The sequence below is a fragment of the Pseudoalteromonas rubra genome, from assembly GCF_000238295.3.
GTDB classification, from domain to species: Bacteria; Pseudomonadota; Gammaproteobacteria; order Enterobacterales; family Alteromonadaceae; genus Pseudoalteromonas; species Pseudoalteromonas rubra.
Window position 1 is genome coordinate 479,287 of sequence record NZ_AHCD03000035.1, and the last position, 24,004, is coordinate 503,290.

Below are 24,004 nucleotides of genomic sequence, written 5' to 3' on the forward strand. Positions count from 1 at the left end.
TTGTGTGGAAAACAGGGGCACATAGGTTCAAAGAGAATGGACGCCTCGCTATCAACACAGATTAGTGCCAGCTAAATTTACAAGCAGGACAGAACGGTATTTCCGCTGAATGACTGGCAAATTCCCAAAACGAATCACTTAGACTTTGTGTGCAAAGCGCTTATATAACCGGGGGTGTTTAGAATACGCTCGAAAAGCCAAACCTGAAACAGTTTCGCTATCCTGGCAGGCGCAGAGACAGCTGGCCAGACACGCCGGGCCAGCTGTATGATCAGTTGTTTAGTTCCGTATCGACCGGCTGCTCTTCTAAATCCAGCTCGTCGATAAACTCACCGAGCTGTTGCTCGACTATGGTGTTGGCATGAGCAAAATAGGCAATGTGAAACACCGCATCGCCTTCGTTCACCAAAGGCAAAGACTGCTGCCCGATAATGATACCGCTGCGCGGAGCCTGGATGGCCACTTCATTGCCCCCCAAAGGGTTGCTGATGTAACCCAGCACCTGCTCTTTATTAACTCGCTCTCCCAGGCCAACCATTGCGCGCACTATTCCATCCGTATGCGCTCTGACCCAGCTGGTGGAATCTGCTATCACAGGTTCAGGTAGCTTTTTCGAGCGCCGACCTTTAAGCACCTTAAGCCGCCTTAATACATTCTCGACGCCTTGCAACCCGGCAGCAATTGCCAGCGGGTCAAAACGCAGCGCCTCTCCCCCTTCGTAGGTGATCACCGGGATCCCGAGGTTGCTGGCCTCACTGCGCAAAGAACCATTGCGCAACGTTGCATCTATCACCACCGGCGTACCAAATGCTTTTGCAATATCTGCCGTTGCTTCGCATTCCAGGTTTGCCCGTATCTGCGGCAAGTTTGAGCGATGTATTGCACCAGTGTGCAAGTCAATAATATGCGTACACTTGCTGGCTACTCGTTTAAAAAACACGTTGGCCACCCTGGCTGCCAGTGATCCCCGCTCCGAACCGGGAAAGCACCTGTTCAAATCCCGCCTGTCAGGCAAGTAACGAGACTTATGTATAAAACCAAATACATTCACCACTGGCACAGCAATTAACGTGCCTCGAAATGCTTTGGGCTCTACTTTCGTCAGTAACTGACGTACAACCTCTACGCCATTCAATTCATCGCCATGGATCGCAGCGCACACCATCACCACAGGACCCGCCTCGGCGCCATTCACCACCTCGATTGGGATCGTAAGCGGAGAGTGGGTGTACAGTTTTGCCACCTCCAGCGACAGCGTCTTGCGCTCAGCCACCCCTATTTGTGTGTTTAGCAGTGTAAATACCTGGTTTTTCTTAGCCTTTGCCACGCGTCGCGGTCCTCTTACTGGCTGCATTTTTTTCCATAAATTCTATGATCATACCGGCGATATCCTTACCGGTCGCTTTTTCTATGCCCTCAAGGCCCGGCGATGAGTTTACTTCCATCACCAAAGGACCACGCTCTGAACGCAACAAATCGACCCCGGCAACATTCAGCCCCATCGCTTTAGCTGCTGCAACCGCGGTTTTGCGCTCTTCCGGTGTGATCCGAATAAGACTGGCGCTGCCCCCACGGTGCAGATTAGAACGAAACTCGCCTTCTTGCGCCTGACGCTTCATTGCGGCAATCACTTTATCTCCGATCACAAAGCAACGAATATCCGCGCCGCCGGCTTCTTTAATGTATTCCTGCACCATAATATTGGCTTTCAGGCCCATAAAAGCTTCGATCACGCTTTCTGCTGCTTTACGGGTTTCCGCCAGCACCACCCCTATTCCCTGCGTCCCTTCCAGCAACTTAATCACCACAGGGGCACCACCAACCATATCCAATAAGTCTTTGACATCATCGGGCTTATTAGCAAACCCTGTGATGGGCATACCCACGCCCTTACGAGACAACAGCTGCAAAGAGCGCAATTTGTCGCGTGAGCGGGTTATCGCCACAGATTCATTAAGCGGATAAATCCCCATCATTTCGAACTGACGCAACACTGCACAGCCATAAAACGTTACAGACGCACCAATTCTTGGCACCACTGCATCCACCCCAACGATTTTATCGCCTTTGAAGTGAATTTCAGGCTCGTTAGAATTAATGTTCATATAACAACGTAATACGTCCAGCACCACAGGTTCGTGACCGCGTTGCTCAGCCGCTTCAATTAAACGACGCGTTGAGTAGAGATTTTTATTCCGGGATAGAATGGCGATTTTCATTTTAATTCCTTGCTTCAATTCTTTTCTTAGTCAAATAAGAGGCTGCTGGATCAACGCTGATCCGCCCTGCCATTGCTGTGCGCCCCAAAAGCATGCGAAATTTCATGTTATCCCGGTTTGTCAGCGTAATTTCGATAGGCCAGGCCTGGTCCCCTATGTGCAGCATTGACTGGATCACAAAGCGAGACTCCTTATGGCCACCTGAGTCAGTCACCGTGCGCACATCCAGCACAGGGGCTGCACAAACGACTTCATACTCAGTATTTTTTTGTTCCGGATGCATCCAAAACCGCACCCAGGGTGCGCCATCTTGCGTGAACTCTTCAACTTTGAACGCATGTAAGCAAGACGTTCTGGCTCCGGTGTCCACCTTGGCTTTAATGCGGCTTATCCCCAGCTGAGGCAAAGCCAGCCATTCACGCCACCCAACCATCATTAAAGTCGACATGTTTTGCTCCTTGGTAAAAATGCTTTATACCCTTGAGCTTAACCTTAGACCAACGAAATAATTTTATCTAAAGCAGCAAAAAAACTGATTGAACAACGAAAAGTGCATCAACTCGGATCTGACACCTCTGAGCATCAATTGCCCACCTCTGATTGATGCTTTGTAATCTTATGATCAGCATTTAACGCAATGTAACTAAAAAAGCATAAAAACTTGAGCGGTTATAATTTATAACGAATTCGAATTTCGCATCGAATTTTCCACCTTTAGTATTGCCGTCCTTTTCATGGGCAAGACTACATAGCCCGTATAGAAATCAACATATAAACAGGAATCTCTATGTTAAGACCGAGTACTCTGGCAGCCAGCATCAGCTTGGTGCTGGGCGCCGCCGCTTCGTTTCAAATTAATGCAGAAGAAAGCCAGGCACCCACAGCCAGTAACACCACAGAAGTGATTGAAGTCACAGGTACTCGCCGCAGCTTGCGCAGTGTTGCTGAAAGCACAGTACCGGTCGATGTGATCAGCATGGATGAAATCACCAGCTCAGGTCAGCTTGAACTGAGCCAGGTTTTGACAACGCTGGTACCCAGTTTTAATTTCCCCAATTCACAACTAGCAGACGGGACAGATCATGCTCGTCCTGCTGTGTTACGCGGGTTAGCGCCAGACCACACTTTGGTGCTTATCAATGGTAAGCGTCGCCACGCCAGTGCGCTGCTCAATCTAAACGGTACCGTAGGGCGTGGTTCTACAGCGGTAGACCTCAATACTATTCCAACAGCTGCAATCAAGCGCATCGAAGTTTTGCGTGACGGTGCCGCTGCACAATACGGCTCAGATGCCATTGCTGGCGTGATCAACATTGTGCTAAACGATGCCGACGAAGGCGGTAACCTGTCCGTCACTTACGGTGAATACGATACTCAAATGGCCGGTTCACCTCAGCTGTTGCGTACCTACGAAGATGCCGAAGGCAACCTGGCATTTGACAAAGGCGCAGACCGCGAGCTGAACGATGGTGGCACAACAACCATCAGCGGTAATATGGGTTTTTCATTGGGCGACAATGGCTTTATCAATGTTGCTGCTGAGCTGCGTAACAAGCAGCCGACCAACCGCTCAGGTATCGATGAGCGCGAACAGTATGCTCGGGATGAAAACGGTAAGCTGGATCCACGAGAATTTTCGGCAGAGCGTTATAACCACAGATTTGGTAAAGCCGACATCGAAGATTTCGCACTATTCTACAATGCTGGGTACACACTTAACTCCGAGCTGGACCTGTACTCCTTTGGTAGCTTCTCAAGCCGAGATGGTAATTCCGGTGGTTTCTTCCGTCGCCCACAAGATAGCCGCAACCTGACTGACGTATATCCTGATGGCTTCTTACCGCAAATTGACACTGAAGTACGCGACTATAGCTTTGCAGTCGGTGCTAAGGGTGATGCAGGTGACTGGCAGTACGACATCAGTACAAACTATGGTCTGAACGACTTCGGCTTTGGCGTATCAAACAGCCTGAACACGTCAATGGGTGCGAGCAGCCCAACAGAGTTTGACAACGGTGCTTTGGTCTACAGTCAGCTGTTGGTTAACGCTGAAGCAAAAACCGAGCTGGACTTAGGCCTTTACGATAGTGTGTTTGTGACACTGGGCAGTGAGTATCGCCGCGAAACTTATGAGATCCAGGCCGGTGAGTTAGCCTCTTACCAGACCGTTTTGGATGCTAGCGGACAACCTGTTGCCGCTGGTGGCGCTCAGGTTCTGGCTGGATTTTCACCAGAAAGTGCGGTTGATGAGTCACGTCATAACATCGCCTTGTTTGCCGAATTGGATACTTACCTGACAACAGACTGGAACCTGGTTCTGGCAGCGCGTTATGAAGATTACAGCGACTTTGGCTCTACACTGACTGGTAAACTTGCAACACGTTATGTAGTTAATGACCAACTGTCACTGCGTGGTGCACTGAGCACAGGGTTCCGTGCACCTTCTCTGGCGCAGACTTCCTACAAATCAATTGCAACGGTTTTTGAAGACGGTGTCCCTAACGAAGTGGGCTTGTATCCAGTGGGTACCCCGGCGGCTGTTGCACTTGGCGCACAACCTCTGGAAGCAGAAGAGTCGGTTAACCTGACTGCCGGATTCATCTACACCCAGGATGCGTTCAGCCTGACGCTGGATGCATATCGCATTGATATTGATGACCGCATTGTAATGTCAGAAAACCTCAGTGGCGACGCAGTTGAGCAGATCCTGCAACAGGCGGGTGAGTTTAACGTACAGCGTGTGCGCTACTTTACCAATGCTATCGATTCTCGTACTCAGGGCGTAGACATTGTAGCAACCTATCGCTTTGACTTGGCTGATTATGGCGATCTTAACCTGAGTGCAGCGTTGAACCTTAATGACACTGAGGTGACCAATGTGAAAGCGAACCCGGCAGAGCTGGCTGCGCTGGGCGAAAGCTATCAGTATTTTGCTCGCCGTGAAATTGAGCGCTTTGAATCCGGGACACCAGATAATAAATGGAACCTGGTTGCTAACTGGCAGCGTGAGCAGTGGCAGGTCATGGTTAAGGCAACCCGCTACGGCGAGGTCACCGATCCTTCCAGCACAGTTGAAAAAGATGAAGTACTGGATGCCAAATGGATCACAGATCTGGAAGTAGCGTACAAAGTTAATGAGCAATGGCGCGTTGCCCTTGGTGCCAATAACCTGTTTGATCAATATCCGCAGGATACCGTCAGCAACATAGGGTACAGTAACTTTAACCAAATCTTCCCATACTCAGCGTTCTCGGCTTACAGCACCGATGGCCGCTTTGTGTACGGTAAGGTTTCATTTAACTTCTAATTTCGTATCAAACTCCCCTGCGGCTGCACACTCAGCTGTGGGGGTAAACTTTGTAGTTTAGACCCTTATATTTTCCTGCCCAACACTGTTTATCCTGAGATTTTAAAGTATATACCTGCGTTAGGGTTCACTCAAAAAGTTGCTGTTTGACTTGAAGATTACTTCATTGACACAATCAAGAAAAAAACAAAATACTAACATCTTTACAACAAAAGGAGTTAGTACATGTTTTCAAAAAAACACATATATTCATTATGCTTGGTATCTGCGTCTGTCTTATGGACGAGTGCTTCGGCAGCCACCACTCAACCTGATGACCTGCTTTATCCTGCCATCTCAGTATCTACTGAAGAGATTTCACCGAATAACGTTGAGGGCCCGATTACGATCAATGGCGGTGCCTGGGCCAGTAGTGGTTATGGACCAACATTAAGAAATACGGGCCTTTATTACACGCTGGACCTGCCCGTTGTAGGCTCTGTGCCTTTTGGCTCAAAGATTACGTCAGTTCATTATTCGTGGAGTTACTCATATGTACCGCCAGGTATGTTGGTTTACCTGTGCCTTAATGCAACCAATAATTGTGTCAACGTAAGTGCCAGCAAATCAGGCCGACTCACTAACTTCAATGACCAGGCTGCCAACAAGAAATTTATCTTCGCATTTGGTGTCCGTGGCAATGGCAGCGTACTATCACCCGCTGCTTACGGACAGCGCAGTCAAGTTATCGTCAACTATAATTAGCAATAAGCTGTAGGCCTTCAAAAGAAGGCCTACAAACATCATGCATACTCGTTAACACTTAACATGCCTGCTTTTGCCTGATAGTCCATTGGCAGAGTTTTATTAAACGCAATCATTTCGTTATAAATATCAGCATCAGAGGCGCCCTCACCTTTCATACGATTGAACAATGCGATACGTTGCTCAGTCACCTGCTCAGCAATGCGGTCAAACTCGACAGATTGATCAGCCCACTTTTTGTGTGCAACGGGATCAGTCAGTGGTGGCGCCTCGTCGAGGTTTACAGTCATTTTGTTAGGAATAAAAGTGATTGCCTCTGCCATTTCTCTTGCAAATACAGGGTCGGATTCAACATCATCCCGAAAAGAATCCCATGTATGCTTCACGGCCGTGGAGCTGGATTGTGAAGGTTGGTTACTTACATCAGCTACCGTGTTGGTAGTCTTAACGGCAGCATACTGCGAGACTGGGCTCACTGCGCTCTGGATAGAGGTATTTAAAATCATAATTCGTCTCCTTGTGAATGTTTTGTTACTAAAGCAAAACCTACGCCACTTCTAAATACCCTTTAAATTTAGAGAATTACCAAGATACATTGCCTATCGTTGCAAAGAGATGCCGCATTATGGCGGCAAATTGCCGCACCAAACTTACCACTGATTGCCCTATTATAATGTGGATATACTCGTTTTAACTCTGATAAAAAAAGCCCGCGAAAGCGGGCTTTGTCTGGCTGGTTAAACGCTATCGAATAAGATGCCATTGCGTTTGTCGACCGGCCAGATACCAAACCTGCTTACCATCAAATACCGCATCTTGCTCCAGCTTGATTTGGATCCATTGATCATCCCATTCTGGCAACTGGGTTTTAATGTTACCTTCAATGGCATAGACAGTGTTTGGATGGAGTTTCCAATCCCCCTGTACAGGCGTTGGTCCCTGATTATCCCACATACCTATGGTTGGTCCCGGCGCATGACCCACAAATCCTAACGGATGGGTATAGGTGCTGCTCACGATCCCTGCCGCCTCACTTTGTTTAATGGTATTGGCCAGGATCTCATTGCCCGTTAAACCGGTTTTAAAGTTGCCGGTTAAAATATCCTGCCAGCGATTACCCATCGCCATTGCCTGTTTGAGGCCCTTCGGCACATCCGTTTCATGCAATTTAAGTACATAGCCCATTTCTTGTGTATCTGTACACTGGTTGAGATAACAAATCCCCACATCGGTGTGAATAATATCTCCTGGTAAAATGGTACGATTATATTCGCCAATAAACACGTCTTGTTCGGTGGTTTTGTCACCCTGGCGCTGAATGTTCACATACGGTTGAAACCAGGGTCTGAGCTGGAGCTCTTCGAAACGCTCGCGTAAATACCACTCAACATCTTTGGTGGTGGTTACACCGGGTGTGACCACTTTATTAGAGAATGCTTCAGCAATGACACGCCGTGCCAATGTTACGGCCTGAGGATATACGTTAAGCTCTTTTTGGCTGCGCGTTTCCAGCCAACGGATCACTAAGTCTTCAGCGCTTACCAATCGCTCTTGGTATTTACCGGGTAATACCTTCAATAGTTGCTGATGTAGCCCCACGCTCAGACCATCAGCCAGTGCCCAGTCTTCGCTTACGTTAATACCGATGCGTTTTGGATCACGCTCAGCAATGACTTCAGCCAGTCGCTGCCATTGTTGCGCTTTTGTTCCACCTTTCCATACCGTCGGATACAGGTCCCCAATGGGATAACGACTGACACTAAAACGCTCAACGCTGCCATCAGCTTGCTTTGAGAAAACCAACAAAGTCGTACGCCGTGCTGCAAAAGTAGGTTGTGGCACAAGCGTATAAAACAGCTTGTCCTCACCATACTCACGATTAATTACCAGCCACATATCCAGGTCAGCTTCTTGCATCAGCTTAGGGAGTAAATTATCCAGTCGATCTGTCACCATGTCATTAATGGGCTGAACACGCTCCCGGAATGACAATACATCGGGCAACTCAGCTATCTGCCTGCCCTGCGTATATTCTTCTGCCAGGGAAGGCATGCTCATCCCGCATAAGGTCAAAAATAATCCAATAATTCTCTGCATAATTGTCCTGCTATTTGTTAATTTTCTATTAAACTGTCGCCGGTCAGACCACACAACCATGTAAGTATTTTTAGTCAGCGGTTTTTAATCATATTGCAGGTTTTGGGGGTCAGTAAACTATTCGGGATGAATGTCCACAGGTGTTGTAGGTGCACTATCTCAGTTACCATGTTGGGCAGGCACATAGCGCAATTCAATAGCAGAGGACAGGCTGAGCTCTTCTCAAGCGATCAGCCATGCGTGCTCAGTATGACTTAGTTATTTAGTCTCACTTAAAATTTGCAAATTATCTGTAACGCCTTTGGCCATTGGCACCAGGAAAATTTGTGCTTCCTTAAGACGCTTTGTTGGCACGCCAAGAATATATTGGTCGCCAAACTTATACATTTCTTGCGACTCATAACGACTTGTCTGACGCCAGAAAAGCTCTCCCTTTTCGTTGTAGCCGTCAATTTGCAGAATAATTTCTGGTCTTAGCTCAATAAAGTTGGCGTTTAACTCTTGTGCGCCAACCGCCAAGTCAGAGCGCTCAGTATAATAAATGGTCACAAACAAGTTAAGATAGGCACCCTCAACCAGTGGATAATCATACTCAACACTAACCAGTTCGTTATCGTCACCGTATTGCATGCTCACTTCAGACTCTGTTACAGGATTCAGTGGCAGTGCAGCTCGCTGGCGAATGCCATCAACCAGAGTCGTTTCAAAAGTATGCAGCTGCGCCATCAACTCATTTCTCTGAGCCGGGTCAAACATATCCAGGATTTCCTGCACGCCCTTAATGGCTTTGGTTAACTCTGCATAATCACCAGACAGGTTTTGCTGTGGATCTCTGATCGGTGCCAGTTCTACCTGCAATGTGCGGATATTGATATTCCCCTGATAATCATGCGTCAGCGGTTTACTGGCACACCCAGCGACTAAAATCATCAAACCCAGTAAAAAGAAATGTGTTATCGTTTTCATATTGCTCTTTTGTTTAATCTACTTTGCTGTCAATCAGCAACAGTACTCTCGGCGCCCTCTGTAAACAGGTTTCTGCCGCCACTCCCATTCTCCCCGTTAAGCAAGCGAGAATATCCACTTGTGCGCAATAATAACCTATAGTTCACTTCTGGCAATAGTGTCTTAATGTATTCCAATTGTAAGAATAGGTAGATGAGCGTATAAAAGCGTACCAACTTGCAGGTACGACGACATGCCCGGCCTGCCCTCAAATCGTGCACTTGGCAACTTTGTGCACTAAATCGAAATTTGCCAGCCAGTTACTACCATATGATACAATTTGATCTAAACCACGGGGGTCATTGACATGAAAATCAAATTACTTTGCCTGCAACTTGCAGCGTTTATTGCACTAAGCGGCTGCCAGTCTTCAGGTCAATCTCATCGGGCCACTGCAGGCGCAATTGGACATTGCAACCCCCTTACCTATCAGTGTCATCAACAACGCGAAAACAGCCCAATCAGCAAATCAATTCAGGTCAAGCTTGAGCGGGCTAATGCACTGAGCCGTTCAGGTAAAATACTCCCTGCAATAGCGCTTTTAGAGGGGCTGGCCCCGAGCTCTGAGGCTGAGGTTGCTGCAATCAACCACCAACTTGCTTTAGTGCACGATCAAAACCAAATGGATCATATGGTGGTGTATTACGCACAAGCCGCGCTGTCCGGACAACATTTGGACCCAGAAAAACACGCCACGCTATTACGCCTTGAACTACTCAGGTTATTCAGGCTGGGATATTTTGACGAAGTTAAAGGTAAGATCAGCGCCTACTATGCTTATATGGGTATAACAGCTGACAGATACCTGGATCCAGTACTGCTATACATCGCGTTGCAACAGGATGATAAAGCAGCGATGAGTGCACTCAGAGAGAAAATGAACAAGAGTCCTGAAAAATCAGATTCCTATGCCAGTTTTGTTGCTCTGACCTCAGTGAAAATAGAACAAGCAACAGAGCCTACCTTCTCTTTGCCTGACAAGCCCGTTATTAAGTACCGGGTTCCATACGACTATCCAAAGGAAGCGCTTTATCAGGGGATTCAAGGTCAGCTATCGCTACAATTTGATATCGACAACCAGGGTAAACCCGTTAACATTACCGTCGTGGAATCAAGCCCAGAAGGCGTTTTTGATCAGGCTGGCATTGATGCGTTAACGCAATGGCGTTATCTGGTCAAACTGGACATGAACGGCAAAGTGATCGAAGGCCAGGCACTTAACATTGAATTTCGGTGGGGTCTGAATTATTAGCCATTTGCCTGCGTGCAAACCATATCTGGTCTTATAACAGACTCAATTTCCTTATTTGAGCACGATGCTCAAGCCATGCCAGGATAAGCCCGTACTCAAAGTGGGCTTATCCCTTTATTTTGCCAGTAACAAAACAACGATCCGCCGCTAACTCACCATGAGCTCATCGTGCTGTTGATACAAGGTTGACGCTTCAAGCTGCTGACCTTTCACAATACTGAAATGCCTGCCGCCAAAACGGACTCTTCCCCGCTTGCGTTCAATAAGAGATTCGGCCATAGATTTATCTTTCATGCGGTCAACAAACTGTTTGCGCGCACGATGGATTTGAATATTGATATGGCTCTCTGTCAGGCCTAAGTCACGTGATAATTGCTTCACCGATACCCAGCCTTGCGACGCATCATCGACTTGATGTTGCATGTCTTTTACCTTGTAACGCGCCAATAATGCGGTCAGATAATGGTGTGTCCGGGTTTCAAAATCGACTTTTTCTTGCGCTTGCTTAACCTGTAATTCAGCGTACTCTTCATCCTGGCTCAATGTGAATAAGTATTCTAAATCGCCAGGATCAGTTTCAGCCACTTCCGCAGTACACTCCTGCTGACTTGCTCGTGTCTGGATCAAGCTCCAGACCTGTTGCGCAAAGCGCAGTTGCTCACCATCGGTGATGCTAACCGGATGCTCAGAACCAACTTCCTCATAACACCAGGTCTGCTCTGTATTATTAAAATACACAATCAACTCTGGATCTGACTCACTGGGCAACAAATGATAGTTTTCCAACTGGATCACCGGCTCCTGGCCATCAACAAGTTCATCATGACTATAGGGCACCAACAAATCTTCCGGTGGCGCCAGGTCTGTGACACTGAAGCTATGACAACTTGAGTCGGAAAACCGAATTTCGTCATTTATGTTTAACGCAACATCCTGGTTGTAAGGCACCCTGACATCATTTAACCAGGTGCCATTACGACTCAAATCACGTAAAAACCAATAGCCCTGTTGCCATTCAATTACGGCATGGATCCGCGAAATAGCCAATTCATCAAAGCAGCTATCCACGGAGTGTTTGAGTCGCCCAAATCGATGAAATGACTTTAAATATAAATACTTAGATTGCTGTTTATGCTTTAACGTGGCCATAGTCGCTCCTCGATAACGGCTCTGGGAGGCTGTCACATATCGTGTTGAGCCAAAACCCAGTTTACTGTCCCTTCATAAGCATAACACCGTTTGCTGAAAACACAGATTTCACCACATTACACCTGAATATTGTTATATTCAAAACAGTTACTTCTGGCCTCTCAGCGGATAAGCTGGCATTTGATTTGCTTAAACGTTACTATGACAATTCGGTACATATGGCGCTTTTCACGGCTATTTTCCCGACATAATAAATACGTTTAACGCGTTGCCATCCTTGAGGCACAAGATAATAGATAACATGGATAAATCGCACCAATCTTCTCACACAGCGCAGCCAGCGGATCACACTCTCAGTGTCCGGCAAGCTGATTTACCCGAACATTATCATGTTACAAAAGTGTTAGGGGAAGGAGGGATGGGTGAAGTATTACTTGCAGAAGATACCCGGCTCAACCGTCTGGTTGCTATCAAGCGGCTTAAGATACACGGCACAGACGAAGATATCTCCGTTGCAATTGCTGAGGCACAGATCCTCGCAAGATTAAATCATACTCACATCGTTCAGCTTTACGATATAATAACAACGCCCTCGCAGGTCTGCCTGATTATGGAGTACGTTGATGGTAACACCCTGCTTTTTCACCAGAAAACCCACATACTAAACCTCGAGCAGAAGCTCTCACTGCTGATACAAATCGCCAATGGGATTGCTGCAGCCCATCAGTGTGGTGTGATCCACTGCGACCTGAAGCCGTCCAATATCCTGCTCGATGCAAATCAGCAAGTCAAAATCACTGATTTTGGCATTGCACGTCTCAGTCAGACACATGATGATGAACACACGACCAAAGTGCATCAAAGCCACGGCAGTATTTTGGCAGCCTCTGCGGAACAATTACGAGGCGATACCCTGACTCCTCAGTCAGACTTGTTCTCTTTTGGCGTGCTGGCTTATGAACTTATCAGTGGGCGTCACCCATTTGGCAAAACCAAGATACGTGGACGTATTTTAAATGGTGAACATGACGATGCCAAAGAGATCTTACCAGCCCTGCCGGAGTCGCTCTGCTGCCTGTTGAACCAGCTACTTTCGGCCACCCCAAAGGAGCGTCCGGCGGATGCCAGGCAAGTGGCCAAGCGTCTGGAGCAAATCCTGATAGCACTCACACAAAATGCGATTCTAGAACAAGAAACTGTGCCATTGCACGCGGCACCTGAAACGCAAAAAAGGACGCCCGAAACAAGCTGGTATACAAATCGCCGAATTGTATTTTTGACTGTGTTTAGCGCCTTAGTATTTACGCTTTTTACCTTTTTCCTGACATTGAATAGCTCGGGACGCACAGATACCACCCGTTACATTGCTGTACTTAAGCCGCCACAAAAAAGCGTGGTCAGTGCGACAATCAACCAGGCCATTAGGCAATACATTCTGCAAAATGAAGGGCTGGAACTGGTAGTCTACAATCATGAGGCCTATCCCAGCCTTAAAGAAGTGGCCCGCGCAACGGGAGCCACTGATATTATTACCAGCGAATTGGACTGCTCTGATACCAGCTGCGAAGTCACATTCAGCAGGTTATATGGCGAAAAATGGACGGTACAGCAACAAATATCCTGGCCTATGCCAGCCAACACGCACCTGAACAACTTTTATACTGCCCAGCAGCATGCCGCCAAACTATTTGGAGAAGTTACACCAAAAAAAGTACAGCGCTGGAAGATAAATCAAAAAGAATATCTGGATTATCTTGCCATATATGAAGATGTTCACACCAATGGGGCCTACAACATCGAAAGCCTCAACAGACTTGAGGTACTTTTAACTGAAGCCCCTGCACTTTCTGCCGCATATGCCTTACTGGTCGATGTTGGATTGAATATTTACCATCAAAGTAAAGACAACGCGATACTGACTCGGTTGAGCATGAGGCTCAATAACGCGCCCATAAGCTATAAACAAAGTGTCCTTTTTCAAAGAGAAATGATGTTTCTGGCACTGGAACAAAATGATATGCAAGCTTTTGACTTACACTATGAAAAAGCCACAGCCAGGTCACTCAGTGACTATGACGCACAAATCATTTTAGCGCTCAAAGCGAAAAAACAAGGCGCGCTCGATCAGTCTATTGAGCACCTCGAGCAGGCACTTGCTTTGCGTAGTAGCACAGATGTGATGTTTAACCTTGCTAATGATCTGTATTTAAATAGTCAGTTTGAACGTGCGGTCTCCATGTTGAATAACATTATTCAAATCACACCCGATGACTACCTGGCGAACCAACTGCTTGCAGACATCTTTATGGTTCAGGGACAACTGGATAAAGCCATCAGTCGATATCGGATCGTAGTGCAAAAAGACCCGCAACCCATGGACCTGAATATGCTGGCGTTAACTCTGATGCTCGATCAGCAGTTTCCGGCAGCGCTGGAAGTCGTCAGGTCTCTGCCTGATGTCGAAAATAATACCTTGTTTTTACTTAACCTTGCCGACATCGAAAAACTCAATGGGAATATGCAAGAAGCAGCGCAACATTATCAACGTGTGATCCATTTAAATGCAGATCAGCACTCGATGTACGAATTGCTCGACAAAGCGCAAGCGCATGCCCAGCTGGGTCAGTTTGAACAAGCAATCAGCACCTTAAATCGTGCAATTAAGCTTTCTCCTGACAATAGTGAATATGCTTTCACCGCAGCGCTGGTATATACATTAGCCGATGAGCAAACGTCTGCCATCGTGCATGTCAAAGCGGCATTAGAAGTGGGTTATGGCACAGTGTGGTTTAATTTACCCTGGTTTAAGCCTTTGTGTGATAATCCGGGCTTTCTCGCATTATTGACACAAGAAAGCCCGCTATGCAGTCAAAGCCCTCAACCTGAGGGCCTTTGACTCTGTTTAGCCTGGCTTATTTCTTCGCACGCCCACTCTCGGGTCCTGAGAATAGAAAATTTCGTTAAGTTGGCCCGCTGAGTTATTTAATCTCACAGCAACAAACCGAAAATCAATGGTGTCAAACATGTCACCCGGCAGAGCGGTATTACGAAGCACATTATCAATCGTCAGCACCAGGGTTTTTCCTGAGCTTTGTACTTCTGCCGTCAGATTATAATCCTGTGCATCTTGCTCACTGGACAGCGAAATACCGTTTTGCCAAAAGCGCCAGTCTCCTGAAGTACACTCTTCCATCTCAACAATAAAAACAGCCTGTTGTTTTGAGATAAGCGCACGGCGAGCATTATCTGAAATGCCAGGTAGATCACCCAGCTCAAACTCAACATTGAGTTGAGCATCTTGTGACGCTAACTTATATTCTCCAGTGTCGGGGTCGTAATACTTTAAACCCCATTGTTCACTCGTACCCGTCGGGCTAAGTCGAAACAAAAAACTCTTGCTGTTGAGTTCTACACTCATAACTTCATTTTGCATTTTCGTCATTCCTTATCGGTTATGTCGCAGCTCAGCTTACTCCGTGTTTTAAAAAAACACCAATGAAATCCGCCAATTATTGTTCTTTTTATCACAATAAAAGTTCACTTACCAGCGCATGTAATAGAGTGTAATACTGGTGTAATGGTCTGTGTAAGCAATTCTCTTCATAGTATTGTCCCAGATAGGTAAACTGTTAAGTTGTCGTTATGACTTTTGAACATAATTCATGTCCTGCAGAGGTCGAAAACCGCTACAATGATTGCGAAAAAGTGATTTATATCAGTGGCGTACAAGTAAGACCTGCCGGTCTGGATGGGGCCAGGCTTGTCGCAGCAGGTGGTGCAGAGGCCTTTCAGGCGCATCTGGATGCAACACGCGCAAACTACCCTAACACCCGGCTATTGCTCAGTCTTTCACCTGATGATAACGGCTGGCGCTATCTCAGCCAGGACATTAACGGTTGTCAGGGATTTTGCCAAAACGTAGTCGATTTTTTGCAACAGTATGATCTGGATGGACTCAACCTGGATGCAGCCTCTTACTATGCTCAACTGGAAACACAAGCGATCAGCGGAAGCACACGTTATCAAAACCTGATAACCATTTCATCCCATGATTTTGACGCGCTGCTGTTAGGTTTAAAATATCAGTTTGGTCAGGCCGCACGAATTTACGGACAAACCTACTTATTAACGCAGGTGACTAACAGTACGGGTCCGCTATTGAATCATAGCTATGCTGGAGAACTGGCAACCAATAGCGATGCTATCGGAGAAATGCAAACCCAGGTAAAAAGTAAAGGCCGCTCAGTCTGCCTGAGCGACAAAGAAGCCGCCACACTGAGTGGCGGTGGCTGCCATGCCAGAATGAGCGGCGTTATCAAATACCCTGAAAACACGCTCAATCACGCACAAGAGCGAGATTATTTCAGATATAGCCGTTTTGTAAATTTGATAAATGATTAGATCTGTTCCACCACTATATCAATCAGCTTGACGCCGCCAGCGTAGTCAGCGCGTTCAGAGCGGCCTTCGCATGGCTAGTCTGTACAAAAATATGGTCGTGATAAAATGCAGCAACCACATTGGCACTGATCCCTTGTTCGGTCAGGCATCGTGCAACGGCGGCAGTGAGTCCAACGGCATCCAGACTGGAGTGAACGCTCAGGGTTATTTGATGAAATGGCCCCTCAAATTCAAGACCATACTGCTGCGCGGCTGCTTTTTCTACTATCAATGTTAACCCTTCGGGCTCCTGAAAGGTGGCAATGGGGTTCAGTGGTACATACTCCTCAAGGCGGCCCGATACGGTGCAAAAAACATATTCAGGTTCATGCAAAACGGGCTCCATGGTTTTAAGCAATGCAGCCAACTCAATAATACCTGCCATTCTAGTCGTTCCTTTTTTAGGTTATTTATACACAATTACACTCTAGCAAACTCAAAGTGCTGCGCCAAATTCGATAAAGCCGCCAGATTGAGACAAGTTCTCAGGTATTCTATGATTTATAACAGCAAAAATGGCCGTGAATTTGAACTAAGAGAAAGACAAGGAAACGGGCCTAATGACCGGAGCCGGCCAATTCAGCAAGGCGCGTCTGATAATATTGAGCCCGGGCGTTATCTCCGATGGCAAGATAATGCTGCACCGCAATTTCAAAGCAATCAACCAGTCTGTTGGTCAACTCCAAAGAGGCAAAGTGTGCAATCGCAGTTTCTATCGCCTGAGGCACATCATGGTGTTCGAATGTAACTCGCCACAAGACATTGTGATAAATCACAAAAGACAAAATCTCTATATTGTTCAGTGTCCTGTCGGCTTTCAATTTTGCCAGTAACTGCATGTCCTGTTCGGCCTGAAGCCAGTCCAGCCGCTGCGGTGTATACTGCCAACCCACCCAGCGATAGTAAACCTGCTTTTCAGGTTGCTCGCTGTACTGAGCCTGTAGTTTGCTCAAAAGTGCCTGTGCTTGTGCCTGCTCGCCTCGGGAAAATGCCAGTTTGCTGCGCATAAAATCAATGGCCGGTGCCAACTCAGTATGCTCAAACCTGACAAACTCAGCAGCCTGAGCGATTTTGCTTTCGGCCAGTTCACCTTGCCCTTGCTTAATATACACCGCCGCTTGCTTGAGCCGGGCCAGTCCCATTTGCGCCACGTCATGCCTTTTGCTGGCATATCGATAGGCATTATCGTAATACTGTAAAGCCTGCTGATAAGCCCCCTGCTGACGTTTACGATCCCCCTGAGCCAGCCAGACAGAAGCCTGTCTTTGATAGGTGTTAACCTGATAATCACGCTCCGGCGCCGAGGAGCAACCAGTCAATCCACTCAGGATGCAAAACAATATCAGACAAGGTGCCTTAATCATGCATTTCTATCCCTTCGTTGTTCACGGGCGCACTGATCCCCTCTCTGAAAACAGGATGATTATTAAGCGCCTCCAGGGTTTTTTCCATTTGTGTCAAAACTTGCTGCACACTGTGCACAGTCAGGATAAACTGCTCACGCTCACCGTGTACATCTTTGAGCATTTGCTGCATCACAGTGAGGTTCGCATTAAGGTTGTGCAGAACCAGCGGAAGCTGGCTATCGGTGATTTCTTTCACCAGTTCGATGGGCTGACCATAGGTTGTTAAGGTCGATTGTGCCTGGGTCAGCATACCATCTGTTTTCACCAGGGTCTGATTAAGCTGGCTGAGTAATTGCGGCATCTGAGCCAGCCAGACCTGACTCTGCTTAAGGGTTTTCTCAGCTTCAGGTAACAACTCACTTTCGCGCAATTCTTCACTGACTATCATGATGTGATCACTGATCTTTGCCACTCTGTCGAGTGCTCTGAACAAGGAGCCGGCTTCAGGGTTGTCTTCCTTTTGCAAATTCTGCAAAAGATCCTGAATACTGGTCAGGATCGATTCCACATCGTCTTTTGAGCGCGATACATAGCCTGCGGCGAGGTATTGCTGACCAAGCGCACTATTGATGTGAGGTACCAGTGCTCCTGCTGGCAAGGCCACAAAAGGACCTACTTTGTCTGCTTCAGGTAACAGCAAATCTAGCGTCGTCACCTCATCAAAAATAGGATGTTGCTCACCCGTTAGCAACGCATATTTTACGACTTTAGTGCTGTATTCTTGAAATACCCAAAACTCAACGTCAATCTCATTGCTCTGCAAATTGAGTTGATAACTGTCAATCCGGCCTATTTCCATGCCTTTGAAATAGACGGCAGGCAACGCACTCAAGCCGCGCGCGTTATCCAGCACCGTTTTATAATAAACTTTGTCGGCAAAGGTGTGATTATTCACCAGGATCATGATGCAAAATGCGGCCAGGAGTAATACCCCGGTGAGGCTGAAGGCGATGACTATTCTATTGGCATTTTTGGGCTTGTGCTGCATGCTCACTCCCCAGGGTTAATTCGTCCACGAGTCCCAAATGCACTTGGTGATCTGCCAGGCTGGTGATTAACTCCTGGCGATTTGAGCAAAGCACCAGTGTCGTTCCTTTTTCTTTTAGTTGCTTAAGTAGCTCTAGCTCATGTTGGCACCAAGCGCGGTCAACCTGTGCCATCGGCGCATCCCAAATTAACGCTTTTGGCTCCATGATCAACGCACGGGCCAGCCCGGCAAGCGACGCCAGTCCGGAAGACAAACGGTCGGTGCGCTTGTCCAAATACTGAGTTAATCCGAACTGCTGGCAAATCTCCCAGACTTTTTGGCGCTTTTCCTCCATACTCAGCCGACTATGATGGCGATTTAATGGCAGCAACAGGTTTTCTTCAAGTGTCAGGTTAGATATCAGTGCAGATACCTGGAAGATCACCCCCAGATCACGGCGAAAACGCGCATATTGCAACGCCGTCATTGTCGCTATCTCTACGTCATCGATCAGTACATGACCCTGTTGAGGACGGGTGATATCGCAAATAATGTTAAACAAAACCGATTTACCACTGCCTGAGCGTCCAGTGATCAACAAGCATTCTCCCGGCCCGACAGTCACGTTGATATTGGCAAGAATAGGTTGATCTGCCACGCTGTGGCTTATGTCTTTTAGTGCTATTTTCATCACCAGTCACCCATCAGAGCAAAATACAACAAAGTAAACATCACATGGATCACGCATAAGGCTATCAAACCCCGGCCAACTGCTTTTATATTGCGCTGCGGTACCTCAGTAATTGCACTTTTCACGGTCAGGCCGTGATAGCTGGCAATCAAGCTGATCATCAATCCGGAAAATGCGACCTTAGCCAACATGATCACCATATCGAGCCAGTGCAACTGTGCCATGAGCTTAGCGAAAAACGTACTCAGAGGGATCGAAGCAAACGCATTGCTGACCAGATAACCGCCAAAAATACCGCACGCAACAAAGTAACTCATAAGCAATATAAGCGATGCAACCATACCCAAAACCCTGGGCGCAACGAGATAGGAGATGGGTGATACGCCCATGGCTATCAGTGCATCTATTTCCTTACGAACCACCATATTGCCCAGCTCTGTGGTAATTGCAGTACCCGATCGGGCCAGTACCACAAAGCAAACAATAAACGGGCCGAGATCCCTGACAATGGTTGAAATCAAAATGGCATAGGTCCACTTGACCTGGCCAATGGAAGACAACAAAGGGTAGCCCTGAACAATGATCAATGCACCTATCAGCAAGGCAATCAGCATCACCAGACCGAGTGCCTCAACACCGGTAAAACGGATCTGACGTAATAAAATTTCCAGACTAATTGAACGGTGACGGTGAAAGACCAAAAAGTCAGATATCACATAGGCTGAAAAAGGTAAAAATCCATACTTAATCATTACTGCTCCCTATTGTATTGGTACAACAGACACAGCATGCTCTGGCCCTAATTGATTCAGTTAACTTTAAGCGTAGCAGTAATTTGGTGTAATACCGTGAACAAAAAGTGATTACTTCACGAAGTGTGGATTTGCTTGTTAGATCAGGAGGAAAACTTATCTCAGTATGATGCAAAGTGAGTGTAACCCTCGTCACAAGAACGAAGAACCGCGCACATTTGATACCGGTCAATGTTAATTCTAATCACAGTGCTAGGCTAATTACTCCAAATCGCGTGCTGCTTAACAAGGAAATCATGATGACAAACAGTCAAACGACAAACGCGCCTGCTGGCTTATTACAGAAGAAGCGCCTCTGGCTGCAAATTTTAATTGCACTGGCGCTTGGCATCTCAGTTGGCTTATTGCTTTCCCCTCAGGGCGCTGCCCTGGTCAGTTACTCTGCCGCCATGGACATCGCACAATGGGTTGCCCTGCCCGGGCGGGTATTCCTTGCTCTGATCCAAATGGTGGTGATACCGCTGGTTTTATCTTCCATTATTCTGGGTATTGCAGGTAATAAAGACACGGACTTTTTAAAGAAAGTCGGGGTGCGTATTTTGCCTTACTTTGTCACAACTACCTTTATTGCGGTTATGCTTGGCCTTACGATGGTCTATCTCATAGAGCCAGGTAACTATGTGGACAGTGGTTTGTTCAGCGCCATTGTGGATCAACCCGCTCAGGTTGTCGCAACGCAGGCAGCACAAAGCTCCATACCGGATAAAGTCGCAGCCATTATTCCCGCTAATCCAACGCAATCCACGCTTGATAAAGACATGTTTGCCATCGTCATTTACGCCAGCTTTATTGGCATGGCGCTGACCACCCTGGCAGAGCGGCGCAAAGCCCTGATGATAGATTTTATGGATGGGATCCAATCTGTTTCACTGCAAATCGTTAACTGGGCCATGCTATTGGCACCTTTTGCCGTGTTTGGCCTGCTGTGTGATATCACCATACGTATTGGTGTGGATGCATTGATTGGGGTTTCAGCCTATGTTGCGACGGTTCTGCTGGGACTCGCGGGCTTGTTGACTATCTATACCCTGGTCGCCTCATTTGTAGCTAAAATCCACCCTCTGGCTTTTTTAAAGGCGATCCGCGGCGCGCAATTACTGGCATTTTCAACGTCCAGCTCCGCGGCGGTCATGCCGCTGTCTATGCGTACTGCCCAGGAACAACTTGGGGTAAAAAAACCAATTGTGCAATTTATCGTACCGCTTGGTGCTACCATTAACATGGACGGCACCGCGCTGTATCAGGTCGTGGCTGCGATTTTCCTTACCCAGGTATTTGGCGTTGACTTGTCTGTAAACCAGGTCGTACTGCTGATCCTAACCACAGTCGGTGCATCAATCGGCTCACCCAGTACCCCTGGCGTCGGTATTGTGATCCTGGCGTCCGTGTTGGCCAGCTTTGGTATCCCTGCCGCGGGCATAGCGTTGATACTCGGGGTTGACCGAATTTTAGATATGTGTCGCACCGTTATCAATGTAAGTGGCGACCTGACTGCCTGTGTCGTGATGAACCACTGGTTAAAAGACGAGCTGGCTCTGACTGAGCGGGGACAAATAAGTACAAAGATAGATGACGTAATCACAAGCTAGTAACGGGCATACCGCCCAAATATTGAGCGCGTGTTATCAGGCTTCGCAACTAAGCGAAGCCTGTACTTTACATCTGGCCTGTGCCTCATCAACGGATTGTCCTCCCAGACAAAAATCGAGCCGCACAATTTTCTCTTCAGCCTGAGGCGCAGTATCCGACGCCAGTGACCATGGCCACCTTTTTAGTATTTTCTTGCCCGGCCTGGATAAAGACGCAGTCGGAATACTGCGCAATAGCACAACCGACTCCGTGTTTCCTTGTGCATCCAAATTAACCTTAAAAATGGCGCAACCGGCTATACCCTTGCGTGCCAGGGAAACGGGATAGCGAGACTTATGCTCGGCATCAGGTTTCCAGAATACTTGACCGTTAGGTGGCTGAACTTCTGTCAACCTGACATCGCCGTACAAGGTTTTGCCCTGAGCATTAAATACGCTAACAATGGACAAGCCAGCCAGTAAGATATACCGCATAGTAGATTCCTTTTTACATTTTTTCTTACAGCGGCATTTGTACCATATTCAGACCCACATCGCCATCAGGCCGGGTTGGGGGATCAGCTGGCGTTATTTTTTTCTAATTGCTCAATTTGTTGCCAAAGTGACTCAGCCTCCGATGTGAGCATCGCATAGCCGCGAATATCACCATTACGCTGAGCGTGCATCGCTTGCTCCAACTTTGCATCATAGGCCTTACGTAACTTTTTGACTGGATCACGTTTTAAGAATTGAAACATAGACGAACATTCCTGATAACCAATTTTGAATGGTTAAACGAGATACTGGTCACTTTGGATCATCCGGTCATCGAACGGATTTCACTGCAATTTTTACCACTCAATTGTAGCAGCCGATATCACCCGCTTTTTGCATTCTTGACCCTGTGTAATCCGCTGTAATTGCCCACTCTGTATCCCTCACCTATATAAATCACTGTGCTCTATCTCACACACTCGACTGACAACCAAGCGCAAATGCCTTGAACCCACAGGACAGATACCATGACTGACATTTCGACGATCCCCCTACCCGAGCCCATTAACTGGGATGACATCAGTTCTCTGGCAGAACTTCATATTGCGGGTCTGGATGGCGTTTTTCTTGAAAATCAGCTCAACCTGCTTTGGTACCTCGAAGCTCTCGCCGAAGTGTGCTCAGAAACCCACATAGCCCGACGTAAAGAGATAGCGGCTTTCTGGCAACCGTATTTGTATCGTGAGCCTGGCTATACCCTGCAAAGATTTTTTGCTCAGTGGTTAACTTACACACCCACACCAGACAACCCCGGCCAATACATCGAGTACTGGGACTATCTGGTGAATACAGAATCTGGCCTGAAACTGGCTAATGACGGCTACTTCAGAGTCTGGTTCAGACAATTTCTGAACTTCCATGGCGACTGGATAAACAGCACATCGTCCACCGCCACATTGAGTGCGTGGATGAACTACACTGGAACCGATCAGCACCCTTTTAATATTAATCACTACGAACGCCCGGACCCTCATAATCCTCAAGGTGGTTTTGGGTCTTTCAATCAGTTTTTCCTGCGTAACCTTAAGCCAGGACATCGCCCTCTTTGCCATAGAGCCGGCGAGCAAGGGGTGATAGTTTCACCCTGTGATGGCGGTGTCTTTTTCCTCGACAAAGGCGGCTATGACGTGAACGAAAGTCATGCCAATAACCACTATGTCCTGCCGGGCAAGTCCGGCGATCGATTTAATTTGATAGATGCTATCCCTGGGTATGGACGCTGTTTCATCGGTGGCCCGTTGCTGGATATCTTGCTTTGGTTTACGGATTACCACCACTTTCACGCCCCCGTTTCAGGTACTGTGATTGACCAGGGGTTGTATGAAGGCGCGTATAACTATGACTTTGATAACTTTAATCCTCGCCACCCCTACGACCCGCTACCGCCTAAAAATAGCGATAAGGCTGGCTGGTATCAAAAACTGGGTAAGCATCAGCGCTATGTTTGGGTGATAAAAACCCCCGACCTTGGGCTGGTGGCTATGATTGCCATTGGTTTTTGGGGCGTCGGGAGCATTATAAATGCCATAGAAAATGGCGCTGAGGTGGAGCGAGGTCAGTATATGGGTCACTTTGGCTATGGTGGGTCCTCAATTGTACTGGCGTTTGAACCCGGCAGAGAATATCAATTTAAAGTCGGTGAGCAACCAGTAAGAGGGCCAAATAACCCAACACAAATGCAAGTCAGAGGGTGTCTTGGCCGAGTTGCTCCCCCCCTTGAATGGTAACAGTGAACAGGTTGATATTTGGTCGCTATGCGCCTAATGCTTAAAAGCATCCAGGCGCATAAATT

General features: G+C 47.3%; 22 protein-coding genes. 7 read left to right on the top strand and 15 right to left on the bottom strand.

All coding sequences use genetic code 11. The features are described from left to right. Positions 1-271: 271 nt before the first annotated feature. From PRUB_RS13130 to PRUB_RS13140, 3 genes are read right to left on the bottom strand one after another with little or no spacing between them, the layout of a single operon-like run. Positions 272-1,327: a succinylglutamate desuccinylase/aspartoacylase family protein gene (locus PRUB_RS13130; RefSeq protein ID WP_010386452.1), complete on the bottom strand. Its 1,056-nt coding sequence runs from the start codon at positions 1,325-1,327 to the stop codon at positions 272-274. After that, on the bottom strand, positions 1,314-2,219 hold the full coding sequence (rimK, locus tag PRUB_RS13135; protein WP_010386451.1) for a 30S ribosomal protein S6--L-glutamate ligase: 906 nt from the start codon (positions 2,217-2,219) through the stop codon (positions 1,314-1,316). Before rimK ends, PRUB_RS13130 begins: the two co-directional genes overlap by 14 nt. Before the next feature lies 1 nt (position 2,220). Beyond that, positions 2,221-2,667, bottom strand: a complete 447-nt coding sequence (locus tag PRUB_RS13140; protein WP_010386450.1) for an ATP-dependent zinc protease family protein — start codon at positions 2,665-2,667, stop codon at positions 2,221-2,223. Positions 2,668-3,006: 339 nt separating this feature from the next. On the opposite strand from PRUB_RS13140, the gene PRUB_RS13145 reads away from it, so the two are divergent. Further along, entirely contained in the window at positions 3,007-5,526 is a 2,520-nt protein-coding gene (locus tag PRUB_RS13145) for a TonB-dependent receptor plug domain-containing protein (protein WP_010386449.1), read from the top strand. A gap of 225 nt (positions 5,527-5,751) precedes the next feature. Next, positions 5,752-6,270, top strand: coding sequence for a flagellar protein FlhE (locus PRUB_RS13150; protein WP_010386448.1), 519 nt, complete (start codon positions 5,752-5,754; stop codon positions 6,268-6,270). Between the two features lie 38 nt (positions 6,271-6,308). Here PRUB_RS13150 and PRUB_RS13155 read toward each other — a convergent pair whose 3' ends face one another. The 3 genes from PRUB_RS13155 to PRUB_RS13165 form a co-directional block, all read right to left on the bottom strand. Further along, complete coding sequence (locus PRUB_RS13155; RefSeq protein ID WP_010386447.1) at positions 6,309-6,776, bottom strand: hypothetical protein; 468 nt, start codon at positions 6,774-6,776, stop codon at positions 6,309-6,311. A 238-nt stretch (positions 6,777-7,014) separates the two neighbouring features. Continuing rightward, positions 7,015-8,367 (bottom strand): M24 family metallopeptidase, encoded by a 1,353-nt coding sequence (locus tag PRUB_RS13160; RefSeq protein ID WP_010386446.1) that lies wholly within the window; start codon positions 8,365-8,367, stop codon positions 7,015-7,017. Between the two features lie 258 nt (positions 8,368-8,625). Then, on the bottom strand, positions 8,626-9,333 hold the full coding sequence (locus PRUB_RS13165) for a hypothetical protein (RefSeq protein ID WP_010386445.1): 708 nt from the start codon (positions 9,331-9,333) through the stop codon (positions 8,626-8,628). Positions 9,334-9,679: 346 nt separating this feature from the next. Here PRUB_RS13165 and PRUB_RS13170 point away from each other — a divergent pair, with 346 nt between their 5' ends. Next, positions 9,680-10,624: an energy transducer TonB gene (locus PRUB_RS13170; RefSeq protein WP_010386444.1), complete on the top strand. Its 945-nt coding sequence runs from the start codon at positions 9,680-9,682 to the stop codon at positions 10,622-10,624. 147 nt (positions 10,625-10,771) lie between these two features. Here PRUB_RS13170 and PRUB_RS13175 read toward each other — a convergent pair whose 3' ends face one another. Continuing rightward, on the bottom strand, positions 10,772-11,773 hold the full coding sequence (locus tag PRUB_RS13175) for an FHA domain-containing protein (protein ID WP_010386442.1): 1,002 nt from the start codon (positions 11,771-11,773) through the stop codon (positions 10,772-10,774). A 301-nt stretch (positions 11,774-12,074) separates the two neighbouring features. Here PRUB_RS13175 and PRUB_RS13180 point away from each other — a divergent pair, with 301 nt between their 5' ends. After that, positions 12,075-14,669, top strand: coding sequence for a protein kinase domain-containing protein (locus PRUB_RS13180; protein ID WP_081694332.1), 2,595 nt, complete (start codon positions 12,075-12,077; stop codon positions 14,667-14,669). A gap of 6 nt (positions 14,670-14,675) precedes the next feature. Here the strand turns inward: PRUB_RS13180 and PRUB_RS13185 are convergent, their stop codons facing one another. Further along, entirely contained in the window at positions 14,676-15,206 is a 531-nt protein-coding gene (locus PRUB_RS13185) for a hypothetical protein (RefSeq protein WP_010386439.1), read from the bottom strand. Between the two features lie 209 nt (positions 15,207-15,415). On the opposite strand from PRUB_RS13185, the gene PRUB_RS13190 reads away from it, so the two are divergent. Beyond that, the gene (locus PRUB_RS13190; RefSeq protein ID WP_010386438.1) at positions 15,416-16,174 is read left to right on the top strand and encodes a hypothetical protein; all 759 of its coding nucleotides are present in this window, start codon (positions 15,416-15,418) and stop codon (positions 16,172-16,174) included. Between the two features lie 22 nt (positions 16,175-16,196). Here PRUB_RS13190 and PRUB_RS13195 read toward each other — a convergent pair whose 3' ends face one another. The 5 genes from PRUB_RS13195 to PRUB_RS13215 form a co-directional block, all read right to left on the bottom strand. Further along, the gene (locus PRUB_RS13195) at positions 16,197-16,598 is read right to left on the bottom strand and encodes an ACT domain-containing protein (RefSeq protein WP_010386437.1); all 402 of its coding nucleotides are present in this window, start codon (positions 16,596-16,598) and stop codon (positions 16,197-16,199) included. A 172-nt stretch (positions 16,599-16,770) separates the two neighbouring features. Continuing rightward, a complete protein-coding gene (locus PRUB_RS13200; protein WP_010386436.1) occupies positions 16,771-17,577 on the bottom strand; it encodes an outer membrane protein assembly factor BamD in 807 nt (268 codons plus the stop codon). Next, positions 17,570-18,607: an MlaD family protein gene (locus tag PRUB_RS13205; protein ID WP_010386435.1), complete on the bottom strand. Its 1,038-nt coding sequence runs from the start codon at positions 18,605-18,607 to the stop codon at positions 17,570-17,572. Before PRUB_RS13205 ends, PRUB_RS13200 begins: the two co-directional genes overlap by 8 nt. Beyond that, a complete protein-coding gene (locus PRUB_RS13210; RefSeq protein WP_010386434.1) occupies positions 18,579-19,277 on the bottom strand; it encodes an ABC transporter ATP-binding protein in 699 nt (232 codons plus the stop codon). Before PRUB_RS13210 ends, PRUB_RS13205 begins: the two co-directional genes overlap by 29 nt. Continuing rightward, positions 19,277-20,029 carry an ABC transporter permease gene (locus tag PRUB_RS13215; RefSeq protein WP_010386433.1) on the bottom strand — a complete coding sequence of 251 codons (753 nt, stop codon included), beginning with the start codon at positions 20,027-20,029 and terminating at the stop codon, positions 19,277-19,279. The genes PRUB_RS13210 and PRUB_RS13215 overlap by 1 nt, the downstream gene beginning before the upstream one ends. 299 nt (positions 20,030-20,328) lie before the next feature. Here PRUB_RS13215 and PRUB_RS13220 point away from each other — a divergent pair, with 299 nt between their 5' ends. Then, positions 20,329-21,678 (top strand): dicarboxylate/amino acid:cation symporter, encoded by a 1,350-nt coding sequence (locus tag PRUB_RS13220; RefSeq protein ID WP_010386432.1) that lies wholly within the window; start codon positions 20,329-20,331, stop codon positions 21,676-21,678. A gap of 36 nt (positions 21,679-21,714) precedes the next feature. Here the strand turns inward: PRUB_RS13220 and PRUB_RS13225 are convergent, their stop codons facing one another. Further along, positions 21,715-22,152 (bottom strand): energy transducer TonB, encoded by a 438-nt coding sequence (locus PRUB_RS13225; protein ID WP_010386431.1) that lies wholly within the window; start codon positions 22,150-22,152, stop codon positions 21,715-21,717. 83 nt (positions 22,153-22,235) lie between these two features. Further along, positions 22,236-22,415, bottom strand: coding sequence for a DUF6435 family protein (locus PRUB_RS13230; RefSeq protein WP_010386429.1), 180 nt, complete (start codon positions 22,413-22,415; stop codon positions 22,236-22,238). A gap of 264 nt (positions 22,416-22,679) precedes the next feature. Here PRUB_RS13230 and PRUB_RS13235 point away from each other — a divergent pair, with 264 nt between their 5' ends. After that, a complete protein-coding gene (locus tag PRUB_RS13235) occupies positions 22,680-23,939 on the top strand; it encodes a phosphatidylserine decarboxylase (RefSeq protein WP_010386427.1) in 1,260 nt (419 codons plus the stop codon). Positions 23,940-24,004 lie beyond the last annotated feature (65 nt).

Coding starts and splice junctions, on each gene's coding strand:
- rimK (WP_010386451.1), bottom strand. CDS start 2,219: ATGAAAATCGCCATTCTATCCCGGAATAAAAATCTCTACTCAACGCGT.
- PRUB_RS13140 (WP_010386450.1), bottom strand. CDS start 2,667: ATGTCGACTTTAATGATGGTTGGGTGGCGTGAATGGCTGGCTTTGCCT.
- PRUB_RS13145 (WP_010386449.1), top strand. CDS start 3,007: ATGTTAAGACCGAGTACTCTGGCAGCCAGCATCAGCTTGGTGCTGGGC.
- PRUB_RS13150 (WP_010386448.1), top strand. CDS start 5,752: ATGTTTTCAAAAAAACACATATATTCATTATGCTTGGTATCTGCGTCT.
- PRUB_RS13155 (WP_010386447.1), bottom strand. CDS start 6,776: ATGATTTTAAATACCTCTATCCAGAGCGCAGTGAGCCCAGTCTCGCAG.
- PRUB_RS13160 (WP_010386446.1), bottom strand. CDS start 8,367: ATGCAGAGAATTATTGGATTATTTTTGACCTTATGCGGGATGAGCATG.
- PRUB_RS13165 (WP_010386445.1), bottom strand. CDS start 9,333: ATGAAAACGATAACACATTTCTTTTTACTGGGTTTGATGATTTTAGTC.
- PRUB_RS13170 (WP_010386444.1), top strand. CDS start 9,680: ATGAAAATCAAATTACTTTGCCTGCAACTTGCAGCGTTTATTGCACTA.
- PRUB_RS13175 (WP_010386442.1), bottom strand. CDS start 11,773: ATGGCCACGTTAAAGCATAAACAGCAATCTAAGTATTTATATTTAAAG.
- PRUB_RS13180 (WP_081694332.1), top strand. CDS start 12,075: ATGGATAAATCGCACCAATCTTCTCACACAGCGCAGCCAGCGGATCAC.
- PRUB_RS13185 (WP_010386439.1), bottom strand. CDS start 15,206: ATGCAAAATGAAGTTATGAGTGTAGAACTCAACAGCAAGAGTTTTTTG.
- PRUB_RS13190 (WP_010386438.1), top strand. CDS start 15,416: ATGACTTTTGAACATAATTCATGTCCTGCAGAGGTCGAAAACCGCTAC.
- PRUB_RS13195 (WP_010386437.1), bottom strand. CDS start 16,598: ATGGCAGGTATTATTGAGTTGGCTGCATTGCTTAAAACCATGGAGCCC.
- PRUB_RS13200 (WP_010386436.1), bottom strand. CDS start 17,577: ATGATTAAGGCACCTTGTCTGATATTGTTTTGCATCCTGAGTGGATTG.
- PRUB_RS13205 (WP_010386435.1), bottom strand. CDS start 18,607: ATGCAGCACAAGCCCAAAAATGCCAATAGAATAGTCATCGCCTTCAGC.
- PRUB_RS13210 (WP_010386434.1), bottom strand. CDS start 19,277: ATGAAAATAGCACTAAAAGACATAAGCCACAGCGTGGCAGATCAACCT.
- PRUB_RS13215 (WP_010386433.1), bottom strand. CDS start 20,029: ATGATTAAGTATGGATTTTTACCTTTTTCAGCCTATGTGATATCTGAC.
- PRUB_RS13220 (WP_010386432.1), top strand. CDS start 20,329: ATGACAAACAGTCAAACGACAAACGCGCCTGCTGGCTTATTACAGAAG.
- PRUB_RS13225 (WP_010386431.1), bottom strand. CDS start 22,152: ATGCGGTATATCTTACTGGCTGGCTTGTCCATTGTTAGCGTATTTAAT.
- PRUB_RS13230 (WP_010386429.1), bottom strand. CDS start 22,415: ATGTTTCAATTCTTAAAACGTGATCCAGTCAAAAAGTTACGTAAGGCC.
- PRUB_RS13235 (WP_010386427.1), top strand. CDS start 22,680: ATGACTGACATTTCGACGATCCCCCTACCCGAGCCCATTAACTGGGAT.